16 protein-coding genes and 1 pseudogene are annotated in these 17,416 nt (G+C 33.0%); 13 read left to right on the top strand and 4 right to left on the bottom strand.

What is annotated here, in order from left to right; all coding sequences use genetic code 11:
* Position 1: 1 nt before the first annotated feature.
* The 4 genes from xth to LUU93_RS20580 all read left to right on the top strand — a co-directional run bounded on the left by xth (position 2) and on the right by LUU93_RS20580 (position 2,589).
* On the top strand, positions 2-778 hold the full coding sequence (gene xth / locus LUU93_RS20595; protein WP_232683047.1) for an exodeoxyribonuclease III: 777 nt from the start codon (positions 2-4) through the stop codon (positions 776-778).
* A gap of 8 nt (positions 779-786) precedes the next feature.
* Positions 787-1,413 (top strand): alpha-ketoglutarate-dependent dioxygenase AlkB family protein, encoded by a 627-nt coding sequence (locus tag LUU93_RS20590; protein ID WP_232683046.1) that lies wholly within the window; start codon positions 787-789, stop codon positions 1,411-1,413.
* 156 nt (positions 1,414-1,569) lie between these two features.
* Positions 1,570-2,031 carry a DUF1810 domain-containing protein gene (locus LUU93_RS20585; protein WP_232683045.1) on the top strand — a complete coding sequence of 154 codons (462 nt, stop codon included), beginning with the start codon at positions 1,570-1,572 and terminating at the stop codon, positions 2,029-2,031.
* 153 nt (positions 2,032-2,184) lie between these two features.
* Entirely contained in the window at positions 2,185-2,589 is a 405-nt protein-coding gene (locus LUU93_RS20580) for an MFS transporter (protein WP_232683043.1), read from the top strand.
* Between the two features lie 241 nt (positions 2,590-2,830).
* Here LUU93_RS20580 and LUU93_RS20575 read toward each other — a convergent pair whose 3' ends face one another.
* The gene (locus tag LUU93_RS20575; RefSeq protein WP_232683042.1) at positions 2,831-4,240 is read right to left on the bottom strand and encodes an APC family permease; all 1,410 of its coding nucleotides are present in this window, start codon (positions 4,238-4,240) and stop codon (positions 2,831-2,833) included.
* A gap of 320 nt (positions 4,241-4,560) precedes the next feature.
* Here LUU93_RS20575 and LUU93_RS20570 point away from each other — a divergent pair, with 320 nt between their 5' ends.
* From LUU93_RS20570 to LUU93_RS20555, 4 genes and pseudogenes are all read left to right on the top strand, one after another.
* The gene (locus LUU93_RS20570; protein WP_232683041.1) at positions 4,561-5,097 is read left to right on the top strand and encodes a hypothetical protein; all 537 of its coding nucleotides are present in this window, start codon (positions 4,561-4,563) and stop codon (positions 5,095-5,097) included.
* Positions 5,098-5,183: 86 nt separating this feature from the next.
* Positions 5,184-5,600, top strand: a pseudogene (locus tag LUU93_RS20565) (DUF5958 family protein).
* 382 nt (positions 5,601-5,982) lie between these two features.
* Positions 5,983-7,407, top strand: a complete 1,425-nt coding sequence (locus LUU93_RS20560; protein ID WP_232683040.1) for a sensor histidine kinase — start codon at positions 5,983-5,985, stop codon at positions 7,405-7,407.
* On the top strand, positions 7,397-7,798 hold the full coding sequence (locus LUU93_RS20555) for a response regulator (RefSeq protein ID WP_232683039.1): 402 nt from the start codon (positions 7,397-7,399) through the stop codon (positions 7,796-7,798). Before LUU93_RS20560 ends, LUU93_RS20555 begins: the two co-directional genes overlap by 11 nt.
* Here LUU93_RS20555 and LUU93_RS20550 read toward each other — a convergent pair.
* Positions 7,790-9,265, bottom strand: coding sequence for a C40 family peptidase (locus LUU93_RS20550; protein ID WP_232683038.1), 1,476 nt, complete (start codon positions 9,263-9,265; stop codon positions 7,790-7,792). The two genes, LUU93_RS20555 and LUU93_RS20550, sit on opposite strands and share 9 nt — an antisense overlap.
* Positions 9,266-9,442: 177 nt before the next feature.
* On the opposite strand from LUU93_RS20550, the gene LUU93_RS20545 reads away from it, so the two are divergent.
* The 5 genes from LUU93_RS20545 to LUU93_RS20530 all read left to right on the top strand — a co-directional run bounded on the left by LUU93_RS20545 (position 9,443) and on the right by LUU93_RS20530 (position 11,591).
* Entirely contained in the window at positions 9,443-9,853 is a 411-nt protein-coding gene (locus tag LUU93_RS20545; protein ID WP_232683037.1) for a carboxypeptidase-like regulatory domain-containing protein, read from the top strand.
* A 22-nt stretch (positions 9,854-9,875) separates the two neighbouring features.
* Entirely contained in the window at positions 9,876-10,112 is a 237-nt protein-coding gene (locus LUU93_RS21840; RefSeq protein WP_369010203.1) for a kelch repeat-containing protein, read from the top strand.
* Positions 10,094-10,336, top strand: coding sequence for a hypothetical protein (locus LUU93_RS20540; protein ID WP_232683036.1), 243 nt, complete (start codon positions 10,094-10,096; stop codon positions 10,334-10,336). The genes LUU93_RS21840 and LUU93_RS20540 overlap by 19 nt, the downstream gene beginning before the upstream one ends.
* 198 nt (positions 10,337-10,534) lie before the next feature.
* Positions 10,535-11,107: a Crp/Fnr family transcriptional regulator gene (locus LUU93_RS20535; RefSeq protein ID WP_232683035.1), complete on the top strand. Its 573-nt coding sequence runs from the start codon at positions 10,535-10,537 to the stop codon at positions 11,105-11,107.
* A gap of 67 nt (positions 11,108-11,174) precedes the next feature.
* Positions 11,175-11,591: a VOC family protein gene (locus LUU93_RS20530; RefSeq protein WP_232683034.1), complete on the top strand. Its 417-nt coding sequence runs from the start codon at positions 11,175-11,177 to the stop codon at positions 11,589-11,591.
* Positions 11,592-11,784: 193 nt separating this feature from the next.
* On the opposite strand, the gene LUU93_RS20525 is transcribed toward LUU93_RS20530, so the two are convergent.
* Both LUU93_RS20525 and LUU93_RS20520 read right to left on the bottom strand, forming a co-directional pair.
* The gene (locus LUU93_RS20525; RefSeq protein ID WP_232683033.1) at positions 11,785-14,049 is read right to left on the bottom strand and encodes an aconitate hydratase; all 2,265 of its coding nucleotides are present in this window, start codon (positions 14,047-14,049) and stop codon (positions 11,785-11,787) included.
* A gap of 121 nt (positions 14,050-14,170) precedes the next feature.
* The gene (locus LUU93_RS20520) at positions 14,171-16,942 is read right to left on the bottom strand and encodes a bifunctional aconitate hydratase 2/2-methylisocitrate dehydratase (protein ID WP_232683032.1); all 2,772 of its coding nucleotides are present in this window, start codon (positions 16,940-16,942) and stop codon (positions 14,171-14,173) included.
* Positions 16,943-17,416: the final 474 nt, after the last annotated feature.

The following is a 17,416-nucleotide window of genomic DNA, read 5'->3' as shown; positions in this document are numbered from 1 at the left end:
CATGAAAATAGCAACATATAATGTAAACGGAATAAACGGACGCTTACCTGTATTATTGCGCTGGCTTGATGAAACGGCTCCAGATATTGTCTGTCTGCAGGAATTAAAAGCGCCGCAGGATAATTTTCCGTTTAAAGCAATTAATGATGCAGGTTACAATGCCATTTGGCACGGACAAAAACAATGGAACGGCGTTGCGATTCTTGCCCGAAATATGGAAATTGAAGAAGTAACACGCATTCTTCCGGGAGATGATGAAGATATTCAGAGCCGTTATATCGAAGCTTTGATTAATGGAATTGTGATTGGCTGTCTTTATCTGCCAAACGGAAACCCTTTGCCGGGCCCGAAATTTGAATATAAGCTGAAATGGTTTGATCGTCTTGCTGAACATGCAGAAACATTATTGAATCTAAAAATTCCAGCAATATTGATTGGCGATTTTAATGTTATGCCGACAGAACTGGATGTTTACAAACCCGAAAAATGGGGTAACGATGCTCTTTTCAGACCTGAAATTCGAAAAGCTTTTGCAGCTATAGTTTCGCAGGGATGGACAGATGCTATTCGGAAATTATATCCTGACGAGAAAATTTACACTTTTTGGGATTATTTTAGAAATGCTTATGAGCGAGACGCCGGTTTAAGAATTGATCATTTTTTACTGAGTCCGCAAATAGTCCAAGAATTACGCTCAGGCGGTGTTGACCGTCATGTACGGGGCTGGGAAAAAACAAGCGATCATGCCCCTGTTTGGATTGAGATTGACAAAAAATAAATGGAAAAATGACATTATTTAACGACACCGAATTATTTACCACAGGTTTGGCAGGAAAAAAAGTGTTTGACATTCCTGATTCTGAATTAATTTTGATCGATAACTTCTTCACAAAAGAAGAATCGGATCGTTTTTACGAAAGACTGCTTCGTAAGACGAAATGGAGAGAATATGAAATGGAAATTTATGACAAAACCTATACAGTTCCCAGAATGATTGCTTGGTATGAAGATAAAGATAATCCCGGAGCAGATCAAAAAGGACCCGACTGGAACTATGAATTACTAACTATTAGAGGCCGCGTAGAAAAAGAAACACAGCAGGATTTTAATACCGTTTTACTTAATTTATACAGAGATGGAAATGACGGCGTGGGCTGGCACAGCGACAAAGAACATAATACAGGACCAAATCCTATTATTGCTTCGGTCACTTTTGGAGAAACGAGAATGTTCAGGCTTCGTCATAAATACAGTAAGGAAATTCCGCAAGTCGAAATTCCGCTCCATCATGGATCTTTTTTACTCATGGCGGGAACAACAAATAGTTTTTGGCAGCATCAGATTCCTAAAACAGCACGAAATGTTTTACCAAGAATCAACCTTACTTTTAGACAAACCAAACGTAGTGTATGATTTATAAACAATTCAAAATGAGTTTTTTTACCGTTTAATAACGATAAGGAAAATTCTGTCGAAAAAAGTTAAAATACTGATTGTATGAAGGTTTTATTAGGCAGACCCTTTCTTTTTTACTAGTTTTGCAACCCTTTTTTAAAATATAATACCAAAATGGCTTATTCAAACAATGATTTAACGCGTTTCTTGGATGCGCAAAATAAACTTTATCTTACTGCCCTTGCCGAGATCAAAAAAGGAAAAAAAGAAACACACTGGATGTGGTTTATTTTTCCTCAGATTAAAGGATTGGGCACTAGTGATACTTCAAATCTTTATGCGATTGCCGATCTAAAAGAAGCTTCAGAATTTCTGGAGCATCCTATTTTAGGAAAACATCTTATTGAAATTTCTGAAATCTTATTGACTTTTAAAAGAAAATCAGCTGACGGGATTTTTGGCGATTTAGACGCTCGAAAATTGCGTTCATCGATGACTCTTTTTTCGATGGCCGAAAATACCAATCCAATATTTCAGGAAATTTTAAATGCTTTTTTCTCTGGAGAATCAGACCCGCTTACTATAGCTATTATTAATTCAACTATAAAATCATCTGCTGAAACTGTTGCTTTATAATTTACAACATTCATAGATTTTTACATATTAAGGTACTGCATAATTGTAGTGCCTTTTTTGTTTTTCTCTGCTGCATTTTTTGTCTTCAAACACGAAAACATAAAGTTTTATATTTCTAATGTATTTAGTTTTACCTTGCATAAAAAACAAATCATGACCAAAAAAATCAAAACTCTTCAGATTATTCACCTTGCAGTTTGTGCAGGAACAATTGCTGTTTATTTCTTTTTAGGCGAACTTTCAGTCGAAAAACTAAATATTCCCAATATTGATTCATCATCATTGATCTATGTTTTCATCCCTGTTTTGGCTTTTGTTTTGAGCACTTTTTTATTCAAATCACAATTAAAACAAATTGATCCTAAATTAAAAACTGAAAACAAGTTCCCCATTTATCAGACAGCTTCTATAATGAGATGGGCAATTTTAGAAGGGGCAGCTTTTTTAATATTGTTTTTAAAACCAGATTTCGTATTATTTGGACTTCTTATTATTATATATCTTATTTTCCTGAGACCAACAGAAGAAAGAGTTAACAACGATTTAATTAACCTTTAATTCTTTTATTTTGCCCACGGATTTTACGGATTAAACGGGTTTACGCTGTCTCTTTTTTACTATGCGATTCAAAAATAATAACCCATTTAATCCATAAAATCCGTGGGCACATTTTCCAGACTTTTTGAAGAATTTTATTTTTGATTATAAATTTGCTGCACAAAAAAACACCTTGAGGTTATCAAGGCGCTTTTATTATTTATAAAGTTTAAACTTGAAACCTCAAACTTGAAACAAATTTTTACTCTTTTGGTTTTGTTAAGTAGTAAACCGGAATTCCTGTAAGCATAATTAATACTCCCCATCCGCAGGTTGAGAATTTTGTAATTAATAATGAAACACAAATTGCCGTTGCTGTAATAATGTATAATAATGGTAAAAATGGATATCCAAAAGCTTTATAAGGTCTTTCTGCATCTGGCATTTTTTTACGCAAAATGAAGATTCCGTAGATTGTTAGAATATAGAAAATCAAAACAATGATAATTACGAAATCTAATAAATCGCCGTATTTTCCGGTCAAACATAAAGCAGAAGCCCAGATACATTGTGCCCAAAGCGCCCAGGCAGGAACACTTGCTTCGTTTAAAACAGCCGCTTTTTTAAAGAACAAACCATCTTTTGCCATTGTATAATAAACCCTCGCACCGGCCATAATTAATCCGTTGTTGCAGGCAAAAGTCGAAATCATAATCATAATCGCGATAATCAACGTTCCAATATTTCCGAAAATATATTGTGAAGCTACAACTGCCACACGATCAGATTTTGCTGTTGCAATTTCCTCTAACGGAATTACAGCCAGATACATAATATTAGTTAGTACATAAATAATTGTTACGATAAAAGTTCCCAGGAATAAACTGAAACCTACATTACGTTTTGGATTTTTAATTTCACCGGCAATAAAAGTAACTCCGTTCCAGGCATCACTCGAAAATAATGATCCAACCATAGCGGCAGAAATTCCTGTAATTAAAGCTGTTCCGCCAATTGGCAGCCAAGAACCCGTTTCTTTGTCAAACGAACGTGTATTCCAGGCATCAGCCCAGTTGGCATCCCAAACCGAAGCTTTTGCTGCAAGCGTTAATCCAAAAACAATTAATCCAAGCAATGATAAAATTTTGATAATCGTAAGAACGGTTTGAAGAATTTTTCCGTTTTTAACACCGCGGCTATTAATATAAGTCAATAAAATAATAGTAAAAATCGATACTAACTGCGCAGCATTTAGTTTGAAAGAACCTATTTCATAAAGTATATTTTCATCACTCAAAGGTTCGTATAAATAAGCGGCAAATTTTGAGAAAGCAACTCCAACTGCTGCAATTGTTCCGGTTTGAATAACGGCAAAAAAACTCCAGCCATATAAAAAGGCAATTAATTTGTTGTAAGCTTCTTTTAAGTATACATATTGTCCTCCGGCTTTTGGAAACATCGCACTTAATTCGCCATAACTTACGGCTGCAATAATGGTAATTAATCCTGAAATCAGCCAAATTAAAGTAAGCCATCCGGCAGATCCTACTTGTCTGGCGATATCGGCACTTACAATAAATATTCCAGATCCAATCATAGAACCAACTACAAGCATGGTTCCGTCTAATAATCCTAGTTCTCTTTTAAAGTGTTCTTGGTTTTCTTCTTGCATTTTTTTGGTTTTTGGGTTGGTTAAAGATATACTTTTTTCTGAAATTTTAGATTTTCTGTTATAGATTTTAGATTATTAAAAATTTATAACATAATCAGCCTCTTGAGTATAAATTTGAATTAAGTCTGCAGATAGTAATAAAAACAATCTGAAAACTACATAATAATTAATTATTTCTAAAACAATTATTTTATCAAATCTTGTTTTATAATAGTATTCCTTTAAATTAAAATAATATTAATACTTTAGCTACTAAATACTGCTTTTTAAAATGTAAACATTTTTTACAGATTAATTTTATTTTAATATTAAATCACATTATGAGCCTTACATTAAAAACCAAAATCGACGCTATTAAAAACGTCTGTCCTACAATCGAAGATTTTCTAAAAAAGGGTTTTGATCAGGATTATGCTGAACAAATAAGTTCTGATTTTTCAATTTCAATAAAACCCAATGCTGTATTTCTAGAAAATGCAATTTTATTGGAGCAATTCAATAAAAATGTAAATTTTAAAAATTTTTCGTTTTTAGGTTTTACACTAAAAAATCATGAAGATCATAAAGATTTCGTTAGTATTGGTTTTCGTGATTCTGACTTATTAATTGTAATAAAAGAAACCAATGAAATTGCTTTATTAGATGAAGAAAATTTTGAAGTAGTAAATTATATTTCAAAAGATTTTGAGTCATTCCTTGATCTAATTTCAATTTTAGTATCTTATGATAAAATTGGCTTTTTAGGCGATAGTTACACTTCTGAAATAAAATCTGAAACACTAAATAAGGTAAGAGAAATACTGTCTGATCAAAAATATTTTTCTTTTTTTTCTGAAACAATTGTCGGAATTAAATAGAATTATGCCTTATAATCGGGGATTTAAACACAAAATCAGCAAAAAAAAATAAATTAAAGCATTCAAAACTTAAATAAAACTGCATCGTGGATTTGAATTTTAGAGAAAAACTTATTAATCAAATTGCACAAGATAAAATTGATTTTAAAATAGGATTACAACTGCTGCTAGATGATAATGGATATGACTTTCACAGCCTTTTTATCACTTTGAATAATTATATTATTAATTCTATTCCAAATAAAACCGATTATAATACAGAAACCTATCAAACGGCAATAAATACTATTCCGTTAAAACCAACTTATACCCCAATTGTACTTCTAAAAACTTATCCAACAAAAATTGCATTACAAAAGTTGGTTTAACTTCCTGAATCTGAAAATAAAAAAACGATAACGTCAATGCTTTGGATCTTTAAAATAACAGATACTGAAAGAAGAAATACGAAATGCAAAAATGGATGCAGTCATTTTTGCATGAACTGGAATAGTGATATTTAAAACTTAAACAAACACTATTATACAGCCTTTTTTATTAAACAAAAAAAAATTCTTCATTACAACGTTTTGTGTCAAACAAAATAATGATTAAATTCAACCTTTTAGTTTTCAATAGTCAAAAGCAAACACAAACAATTAACTATCAGAAATTTAAAACTAAAATATAAAAATTAACAAGAAAAAAACAGCTCCTTGTAAAAAGATTCATATTTTTTATTAAATTTGGTTAAAGGCTCGATAAGTCTTAAAATTTAAGTATTTTCATTAACAATTGTTCATTTTCTACCTTTAAAATAGTCTGCCTCAAAACTATTCTAAAAGAGAAAATTATACAAGCTTGATTTAGACCGGATATTAATATTAACCTACTAATATGGAAATCATGTACAAGATTCGATCTTTAAAAAGCTTTCGCTTACCAAATGTTTTTATTTTAATTTTGATCGTTTTTATTTCCTGTGCATTGTTAATCTGCATCAACTTTTTTACGATCAAAATATTATCTGCAAACAGAGCATATGTAAACGGCGAATCTCATTACTCCAAAGGACAAAAAGATGCTTCGCTTCATCTCATTACCTATCTATACAACAAAGACCCAAATCAGTTTAAACTATATACAGAAGAACTAAAAGTTCCTCAAGGTGACGGAATTGCCAGAAAAACACTTTTAAAAGTCGGCGATAATAAAGTCGCAAGGCAGGGTTTTACAATTGGTCGAAATCATAAGGATGATTTAGATGACCTTGTTTGGTTATTTGTGAATTTTAAAAAAGTTCCATTTTTAGCAAAGGCTATTCATGAATGGGAAGAAGGAGATGCTTTAATAGAAAAACTTTTTATCATTGGAACTCAGGTTAATGCCAAAATACAGCATAACACATTAACTGCTGCTGATCAAATAAGTTTTCTTCATCAAATAAACAATATTAGCAATAAGCTGACTATTAACGAACGAAATTTTTCGAATACGCTGGGAGAAGGAACCCGTAAAATCAAAAACCTACTTATCATTACTAATATTATTTTTACTTTAATTATTATTTTAAGTGTTTGTTCTTATTATTCAATAATGGTAAAACGTTTAATTGTTTCAAAAAAAGAAATTGAAATTAAAAATGAAAATCTAATTTTAGCAAATAATGAGTTAGACCGTTTTGTATACAGCGCCTCACATGATTTAAGATCGCCCATAACTTCTTTAAAAGGCTTAATAGAAATTACACAATTAGAGGATGATGTTGATCAAATAAAAGATTATCTGCGTTTAATGCATCAGAGCCTTGCTAAGCAGGATCAATTTATCAGCGATATTATTGACTATTCTAAGAATAAAAGAAAGCAAATTATTATGGAACCTGTAAGTCTGCAGGAGATATTTAATGAAGCTATTTCGCAATTGATGCATATTGAAAATGCCAGTAAAATAACCTTTAAACAGGAACTATTAGTTGACCAGATTGAAAGTGATGGTCTTCGTTTAAAAATCATTATCAGCAATTTACTTTCTAACGCTATTAAATATGCTGATAACACTAAACAGGAGATGTTTATTTCTATCAAAACTTATATCCATGAAGGTTTTAATAAAATTGAAGTCGCTGATAATGGAATTGGAATTAACGACGATTGTAAGGATTATATTTTTGAAATGTATTTTGGGACAAACAAAAACAAAGGTTCAGGATTAGGTCTGTATATCGTTAAAGAAGCAGTAGAAAATATTAAAGGAAATATTTCGGTATTTTCTGAAAGCAATATTGGGAGTAAATTCATTGTAACAATACCTACTTCTTATGGAGCTTAAACCATCATTTTTATTAATTGATGATAATTTAATTGATCAGCTTGTTACCAGAAAACTGCTGAAAAAAGTTCTGGATATAGATCAGGTTTTTGTGACCAATAACGGACTTGAAGGTTTGCAGTGGATTATTAAAAATAAAAGAATCTGCCGCTCTTTAATTATTTTATTAGATATTCAGATGCCGATAATGAATGGCTTTGAATTTCTGGATATATTCGAAACATTAAATGAAGAAATTAAAAACGAGATTCAGATTTTCGTAATGTCTTCAACTCTAGATCAGGAAGAGATTGAGCGTATAAAAAAGAATATATATGTAAAGGATTTTTTAAATAAACCTTTTCCGATCGAAGAATTAAAAAAACAACTTACCAGTAATTTTTTATTCTAGAACTCGGTTTATTTGTGAAAAAGCTCTTTGGTAATATGCTTCTTTAGTTGAAGAAATCATAACACCTCCATGAGTCGAGGAATGAACAAATTTAATTTCGCCGTCAGTATTTTCAACTACCATTCCTACGTGATTAATTTGACGTCTTCCGTTAGTTTTAAAGAAAATTAAATCTCCTTTTTGCGCTTCTGTAGCAGCTACTTTTGTCCCAATGCGAGATTGCTCAATAGAACTTCTTGGCAGTTTTATATCAAAATTCCCGAAGGTACAGAACATTAAACCAGAACAATCAAAACCAGCTTTTGTAGTTCCTCCAGAACGATAACGGGTACCTATATTTTCTGTTGCGGTTAGAATTAATCGATCAATTAAATCAGAGTGATTACCATTGTAAACAAAAGTGGAATCTTTTTTAATTACTGAATTGTCTGCAATTTGAGCTGCAGGAGCCAGATTTTCATTTAATTGAGGTTCAGGAGAACTTACAGAGCCGGCAGCATCTGCTTTTTCTTTGGTTGTCCTTATTTTTAAAACGTACCCAACCGGAAGTTTCCCTTTTATAAACGGATTTTGACGTTCTAATTCCTTTACTGTTATTCCATATTTCCTGGCTATTGCATATTTTGTCTCTTTTGGCTGTACTTCAACAACAATTTCAACATCTGCTGCAGGATCAATTTCTGTTTTTCCTTCGTCAGCTTTAATTGTACTTTCTGAAGTTGCCGCAGATGTACTATCATCTTGTTTCAAATCAATTCCTGGAACATTATTTTTAATAATATTTTTTTCAGAAACCGGAGTTTGAGCAGCAATAGAAGCATCTTTTATATCCTGATTTACTGCTGAAGTACGGATTTTCAGCATGTAACCCACAGCTAATTTCCTTTTAATAAAAGGATTTTGACGCTCTAATTCTGCAACAGTTATTCCGTATTTCCTGGCTATTGAAAATTTTGTTTCCTTGGGCTTTACTTCAACAATAATTTCAGTATATGCAGAAGGAATTGTTTCTTGTTTTTCCGGTTCTGGATTTTTTACTGTATTTTCAGAAACTGCCAAATTACTATTTATTGGAATTATAATTTTCCGGCCAATTTTCAATCCTTCCGTTTCTAATGTGGGATTTGCTTTTTTTAAATCTTCAACAGAAACATTATATTTTTTTGATATTCCCCAAAGCGTTTCTTTTTGTAAAATTTCATGCGAACCAGAAGTATTGTCTGCAATTGATTGGGTAGTGTTTTGTGAAGTCTTTGTGCTTTTATTCGGAATTAATAAAATCGAATTGAGTTTTAAAACTTTAGGTGCGTCAGGATTTGCCTCTTTAATATCTTTAGCTTTTAATCCATATTTTTTAGCAATTACAGTAAGATTTTCTCCTTTTGAGATTTTATGTTTGATAAATTTTTCCTGAGAAAAAACTCCAACACTAAAAAAAAACAATACTATAATCAATCTAAAAACCATGTTTACCTATTAAAGTTTATTAACCCTTTTTAAGTTTAGACAATATTTTAAACTCAAAAGAGCGCTAATATATTACCTAAAAAGGCGAATTTAACTCTTTAAACTAAAAAACAAACCTTTTTTAACAACTAATTTACTTCAAATTAACAAGCTCGGCATAAAAATTGAGCCAACTTTTTGAACCGCAGTTTTTTAAGAATAATCATAAAATTCATAAAAACTAAAAATAACTTAGCCTTAAAACTTGTAAGAAAACTACTTTTCATTTTTCTTTTATTTCCGATATTTTCAATTGCGCAAGAGTTAAAAGGAATTGTTGATTCTGCCAATAATCAACCTGTTCAAGATGTAAATATTTTTTATTTATCTAAAAATATAACCGCTTTAACTAATAATAAAGGGCAGTTTAGTTTAAAATCCGAAATTAATTTCCATGAAAATGACACCCTACAATTCTCTCACATTAGTTACAAGACAACAAAAATCACCGTAAATGAACTTAAAAAAGTAAATTTCAAAGTTATTTTAAAACAAAAGACAGAAGATTTATCTGAATTAACAATTAAAGCTAATCATGAGTTAAGCTAAAATCAAAATTAAGTTATGAGTTATTAGCTCCACTCAAAAACCCTATTTTCTCTTTTGGGTCATTTCTAAAGATGGCAAAATTTATATAATTGGAGGAAATAACGGAAAGCTTTTATCTGAAATTGAGACTTTCGATTTAATTACCGAAAATGGCAGACAGAAGGCTGCCTTTTTTCGGTTTTGGAAAGACCTGCCATTACTTATCATGATAATATCATCTGTTTTTTTGAAGATCAAAAAATGTATGCATATGATATAAAATTAAAAATCTTAAAAGAATATTTAGTTGATCTTCCTTTAAAATTTGGTGCGATGCATTTCTACAATAATAAATTGTACATTATTGGCGGTTATACTTATAATGATTATTCTAAGATGCCATCTGATAAAACCTATAGCATTTCCATTGAGGAATTTGAAAATACAATACCAAATCGTATTAAAACTTTATCTCCAGAATCAGATTTGGTTAAAACTAATTAACAAACTTACTGCCTTTAATAACATAGAGCAAATTTTGCTTTCATAAGGTATTACTAGAAAAAATAAAGCTTACGGTTGCTATCAAAAAATCAATCACTAAATTTGAACTAAAACCTAACGATTTAGATTTGGATGATGTTTTATCATCTGCAGCCTGATGAAACGCTAGCCTGAATTTTACAGAAATCCGTATAAACAATGAACAATCTTTTAAAATATATCCGTACGCTGACAAATTTTTCTGATGAAAACTGGGAATTGCTGCAGCCTGCATTGGAGAAACGAGCATTTAAGAAAAATGAATTTCTACTAAAACAAGGACAAGTTTGTAATTCATTATTTTATATTGACAATGGGTATTGCAAAAGCTATTACGAAATAGATGGTATTGTTAAGAACACAGGATTTTTCTTTGAAAATGAAATTGCTACAAATATCAGCAGTTTTGGCAGCGGACAGAAAACCGAATTTAACATTGCAGCCTGCGAACCATTAACTGCCATAATTTTTGACAAGGATAGATTATTTCAAGCAGCAAAACAAGCAATAGAAATAGAAACTTTGGGGCGTAATTGTATTCGCCTATTTGCCTCTAAACAAGAAGAATTCTCTGTTTTGTTCAAACTTTATTCAGCACAGGAACGGTTGCAATATTTAGAAACCATGCACCCTGAAATCTTGCAAAGAGTTCCACTTTCACAATTGGCCTCATTTCTTGGAGTTTCAAGAGAAACATTAAGTCGAATTAGAAAGCGCAGAACCCTGTCGTAATTATGTGACGTTTGTCACAGGTCTATTCAAATTTCATTTTTCATTTTTGTTAAAAATTAATTACATTATGAAAAAGCTGAAAAAGATTGATGAACAAACCAATGTTTTAACTTGGTTTGAAATTCCTGTAATAGACACAGAAAGAGCTAAAAAATTTTATGAAACCATATTAGACATTGAAATGACTACTCGTCTATTTCCTGAAACTAATGAAGAACTGACATTTTTTCCTTATGACCCAAAAATTATTCAGGCAACATCAGGACGAATAACAGGAGTTTTAACAAAATCAGATACTAATCATCCCTCTGACAAAGGATCATTAGTATACATAAATGCTTATCCTGAAATTCAAATAGTTCTTGACAAAGTAGAACAGAACGGAGGAAAAATCATTGTACCTAAAACACAAATTCCAGCTGGGTTTATTGCCATAATCATTGATTCTGAAGGGAATAAAACAGGACTTCATGCAGAACGGTAAATGAAGGATAAAAATTCATTTACGATATTACCGGGTATAAGTTTTCAAATATGGCGGCTGCCAAAGTAGTAAAATGGAATCCTGATTGATGATAAAATATTTTTAATTGGAGGAAATAATGGAAAACCTTTAATAATACAAATAAAACGCCCTGTTTTCACAGAGCGTTTTTGGTATGTAATAAATTTTAAGATTAAGCTTTTCCAGCTGCAATTAAGTTTAATGCAGAACCCGCAACAAACCATCCAATTTGTCCTTCGTTATAGGTATGGTTTGCCAAGATAATATCTTTTGTACCATCTGCGTGAACGAACTCTAATGTTAATGGTTTTCCCGGAGCAAACTCAGTTAAATCAGTAAAGTTAATAGTATCATCTTCCTGAATTTTATCATAATCTGCTTCATTTGCGAAAGTCAATCCTAAAAGACCTTGTTTTTTAAGGTTTGTTTCGTGAATACGGGCAAAAGATTTTACCAATACTGCTTTAACTCCTAAGAAACGAGGCTCCATTGCAGCATGCTCACGAGATGAACCTTCACCATAGTTATGGTCTCCCACAACGATAGATGGAACTCCAGCTGCTTTGTATGCACGTGCAACAGCAGGAACTGCATCGTATTCTCCTGTTAATTGATTTTTTACCGAGTTTGTTTTTTGGTTGTAAGCATTTACAGCTCCAATTAACATATTGTTAGAAATATTATCTAAATGTCCGCGAAAACGTAACCATGGCCCGGCCATAGAAATGTGGTCAGTAGTACATTTTCCGAAGGCTTTGATTAACAATTTAGCACCTGTGATGTTTTTACCATCCCAGGCATCAAACGGAGCCAATAATTGCAAACGTTCTGATGCAGGATTTACTACAACCTGAACGCCTGAACCATCTGCCGCCGGAGCCTGAAATCCTGGATCTTCGGCATAGAAACCTTTAGAAGGCAGCTCGTCTCCTGTTGGAGCGTCAAGCATTACTTCTTCACCGTCTTCGTTAATTAATTTATCTGTTAATGGGTTGAAGCCTAAATCTCCGGCAATAGCCATTGCAGTTACTAATTCTGGAGAACCTACAAAAGCCAATGTATTAGGGTTACCGTCTGCACGTTTTGAGAAGTTACGGTTAAAAGAGTGAACGATAGTATTTCTTTCTTCTTTTTCTGCTCCTTCTCTATCCCACATACCAATACATGGTCCGCAGGCGTTAGCAAAAACAGTTGCTCCAATTTTATGGAATGTATCAATAAACCCGTCTCTTTCGATTGTAGAACGAACTACTTCAGAACCCGGGGTAATGGTAAACTCAGCTTTTGTTTTTAAATTTTTATCTGCAACTTGTCTTGCCAATGAAGCTGCACGGGAAATATCTTCATAAGAAGAGTTTGTACAAGAACCTATTAAACCAACCTGAATTTGTAACGGCCAGTTATTTTTGACTGCTTCTTCTTTCATTTTAGAAATTGGAGTAGCTAAATCTGGAGTAAAAGGACCGTTTAAGTGTGGTTCTAATTGAGATAAATTGATTTCGATAACCTGATCAAAATATTTTTCCGGGTTTGCATAAACCTCTGGATCTCCGGTTAAATATGGAGCGATTTTATCAGCAGTATCAGCAACATCTGCTCTGTTTGTAGAACGCAGATAACGCCCCATTGAAGCATCATAGCCAAAAGTCGAAGTTGTAGCTCCGATTTCTGCTCCCATGTTACAAATAGTGCCTTTACCAGTACATGACATAGAAGTTGCACCTTCTCCAAAATATTCAACGATTGCACCAGTTCCTCCTTTTACAGTAAGGATACCGGCAACTTTAAGAATTACATCTTTTGGAGCTGTCCATCCTGATAATTTACCAGTTAATTTAACTCCAATTAGTTTAGGAAATTTAAGTTCCCAAGCCATACCCGACATAACGTCTACAGCATCGGCTCCACCTACACCAATGGCTACCATACCTAAACCACCTGCATTTACAGTATGAGAGTCGGTTCCAATCATCATTCCTCCCGGGAAAGCATAATTTTCAAGTACTACCTGGTGAATGATTCCGGCTCCCGGTTTCCAGAAACCAATTCCGTATTTATTAGAAACTGACGATAAGAAATCGAAAACTTCATTACTTTGTGTTTTTGCTCTCGCTAAATCTGTTGCAGCGTCTACTTTAGCCTGAATCAAGTGATCGCAGTGAACCGTTGTAGGTACTGCTACTTTAGATTTTCCAGCATGCATAAATTGTAATAATGCCATTTGAGCAGTTGCATCCTGACATGCTACACGATCTGGCGCAAAATCAACATAATCTACTCCTCTTCCAAATGCCTTCGCTGGATTTCCATCCCAAAGGTGATTATACAAAATTTTCTCCGTTAAAGTAAGTGGACGACCAACAATCTCGCGTGCTTTATCAACACGATCCGGCATGTTCTCATACACTTTTTTTATCATTTCAATATCAAAAGCCATAAGTTATAATTGTTTTTGTTTTTTTTATTTAGAACATGACAAGTTACAAAAAATAGAAGAGTCAGAAAAGAAAAAGCCCGAGTTTATCACCCGGGCTTTTGAAATATTAATAATCGTAAGATTACATTACTAACGATTTATTAGAAGGCGCAAACTTAGTTAAGTTGATACCGTCTACAGCCGTTGTATATTCAGCTAATGTTGGGGTTCTGCCTAAAATTGTAGATAAAACTACAACTGGCGTAGAAGAAAGCAATGATTCTCCTTTTTTACCTTCAGAATCTTCTACAACTCTTCCTTGGAAAAGACGTGTTGAAGTTGCCATTACTGTATCACCTTTTGCTGCTTTTTCCTGATTACCCATACAAAGGTTACATCCCGGACGCTCTAAGTATAACATATTTTCATATTCAGTACGCGCAGCACCTTTTGGAGCATTATCATCAAATTCGAAACCTGAATATTTTTGTAAAACTTCCCAGTCACCTTCAGCTTTAAGCTCATCTACAATATTATATGTAGGCGGAGCAACAACTAGCGGAGCATTAAATTCAACTTTTCCATTTTGTGCTTCTACGTTTTTCAACATTTGAGCAAGGATTTTCATATCTCCTTTGTGAACCATACAAGATCCAATAAATCCAAGATCTACTTTTTTCACACCTCCGTAGAAAGAAAGCGGTCTGATTGTATCGTGAGTATATCTTTTAGAAACATCAACATTATTTACATCTGGGTCAGCAATCATTGGCTCTGAAATTTGATCCAAATCAACTACAACTTCAGCATAATATTTAGCGTTTGCATCTGGAGTTAAAGCTGGTTTCTCTGCTGATTTAATCTCTGCAATTCTCTTATCTGCTTTATTGATTAATCCTTGAAGAACACGTTTCTCATTATCCATTCCTTTATCGATCATGATCTGGATTCTGCCTTTTGCAATTTCCAATGATTCAATTAAAGTATCATCTTCAGAAATACAGATAGACGCTTTTGCTTTCATCTCTGCAGTCCAATCTGTAAATGTAAAGGCTTGGTCAGCAGTAAGTGTTCCAATGTGAACCTCAATAATTCTACCTTGGAAAACATTCTCTCCACCAAATTGGTGAAGCATCTGCGCTTGTGTAGCATGAACCACATCACGGAAATCCATATAACCTTTCATATCTCCTTTGAAAGTTACTTTTACAGATTCAGGAATTGGCATTGAAGCTTCTCCAGTAGCAAGTGCAAGAGCAACAGTTCCTGAGTCAGCACCAAAAGCAACACCTTTTGACATTCTTGTATGAGAGTCACCACCAATAATGATAGCCCACTCGTCGATAGTAATATCGTTAAGCACTTTATGGATTACGTCTGTCATTGAATGATAAACACCTTTTGGGTCACGAGCTGTAATCAAACCAAAATCGTTCATGAATTTCATCAATTTCGGAATGTTTGCCTGCGCTTTTTTATCCCAAACCGAAGCAGTGTGACAACCTGATTGGTATGCACCGTCAACGATTGGTGAAATCACTGTAGCTGCCATAGATTCTAATTCCTGAGCCGTCATAAGACCTGTAGTATCTTGCGAACCTACGATATTAACTTCTACACGAACATCTGAACCAGCGTGTAATACTTTACCCGGAGCTATACCTACAGCATTTTTGTTGAAGATTTTTTCTACCGCAGTAAGTCCTTGTCCTGCATGAGAAATTTCTTTTGATGGAGCAAATACAAGAGGAGCATCAACACCTAGAACTTTCGCCGCTAATGTTTGAAGTTTTTTACCAAATACAATTGCGTATGAACCACCGGCTTTAATGAATTCCATTTTTTGAGGCGTAAACGCCTTAGAAATATCAATTAATTCCTGATCGCCGTTATAAAGTTTTTTCTCTTTAATATTGATTGTTAAAACTGTACCCGTTTCAACAGAATAGGTTTGCTCTAAAATTGGTTCGTCGTTTTCGTTTCGTACAACATTACCATTTGCATCAACCTTTTTAACCCAGTTTTTAAGGTCTAAACCAATACCACCAGTAACATCTACAGTTGTTAGGAAAATTGGAGAAATACCATTTGTTCCACCAACAATTGGAGCGATATTAACAAATGGAATATATGGGCTTGCTTGTTTTCCTGTCCAAAGTGCCACGTTGTTTACTCCTGACATTCTTGAAGATCCTACTCCCATAGTTCCTTTTTCAGCGATCAACATTACACTTTTATCAGGATGTTGTGCTTGTAAGGCTTTAATTTCTTGCTGTGCCTGAGGCGTAATCATACATTGACCATGAAGCTCACGATCTGAACGTGAGTGAGCCTGATTACCCGGAGAAAGTAAATCTGTTGAGATATCACCTTCACCAGCAATAAAAGTAACTACTTTAATTTCGTCAGCTACTTCTGGCAGTTTTGTAAAAAACTCAGCCTGAGCATAACTTTCAAGAATTTCTTTAGCAACTGCGTTATTATTTTTAAATGCCTCTACTAAACGGTCTGTATCAGCTTCATAAAGAAAAACCTGTGTTTTAAGAACTTTTGCTGCATCTTTTGCAATTGCAGTGTCATTCCCTAAAGCTAAATCAAGCAAAACTTCGATAGAAGGTCCGCCTTTCATGTGTGATAATAATTCAAAAGCAAAAGCCGGTGTAATTTCTTTTACTACAGTCTGCCCAAGAATAATCTCTTTTAAAAACTGGGCTTTTTCACCAGCAGCACTTGTTGTTCCTGGTAAAGTATTGTAAATAAAAAACTTAAGAGAATCTTCTCTATACTCGTTATCTAAATCTTTAATTTGTGCAATAATTTCGCTTAATAATTCAGCACTATCGATTGGTTTTGGGTGAAGTCCCTGATTTTTACGTTCTTCAATCTCTTGGATATAATCCTTATAAATATTCATAATTAAGGCAGATTTATTTTTTTGAGGCAAATTTAAGCATTAAAGCCGATAATTAAAAATAATATAATAGAAGTCGCCTTTTCAAAAATTATTATTGTTAAAAAACGATTTTCACTGCTTGTTTTTGTCAAAATATCAATTTTGTATTAAAAAAATGAATTATTGATATTTTAAAATCTTTTCTTTAACAAAGTCGAAATTAGATGTTATAAAGTAAGTGGGATTTTACCTCTATTTTCACAAAGAATAGTTCTAAATAAACAATTATAACGTTATAGTTACAATTTTAAGGGGCAATTTTAGCCGTTTTGCAGAATTGAAATCTTAATGATTTTTAAGTAAAAAGCAAAAGAGGCTGTCTCAAAAGGACAGCTTCTTTTTTTTGGTAAAAACAAGATTGTCCACTAAAAACATTAATTCAGGTTTTTCGGATTCCACTTTCAAGATAATTTTTTATTTCTTGCTGATTTTAGG

It is taken from the genome of Flavobacterium soyae, assembly GCF_021245985.1.
Taxonomy (GTDB): Bacteria; Bacteroidota; Bacteroidia; order Flavobacteriales; family Flavobacteriaceae; genus Flavobacterium; species Flavobacterium soyae.
This window is presented reverse-complemented; position numbering and strand designations above follow the sequence as displayed.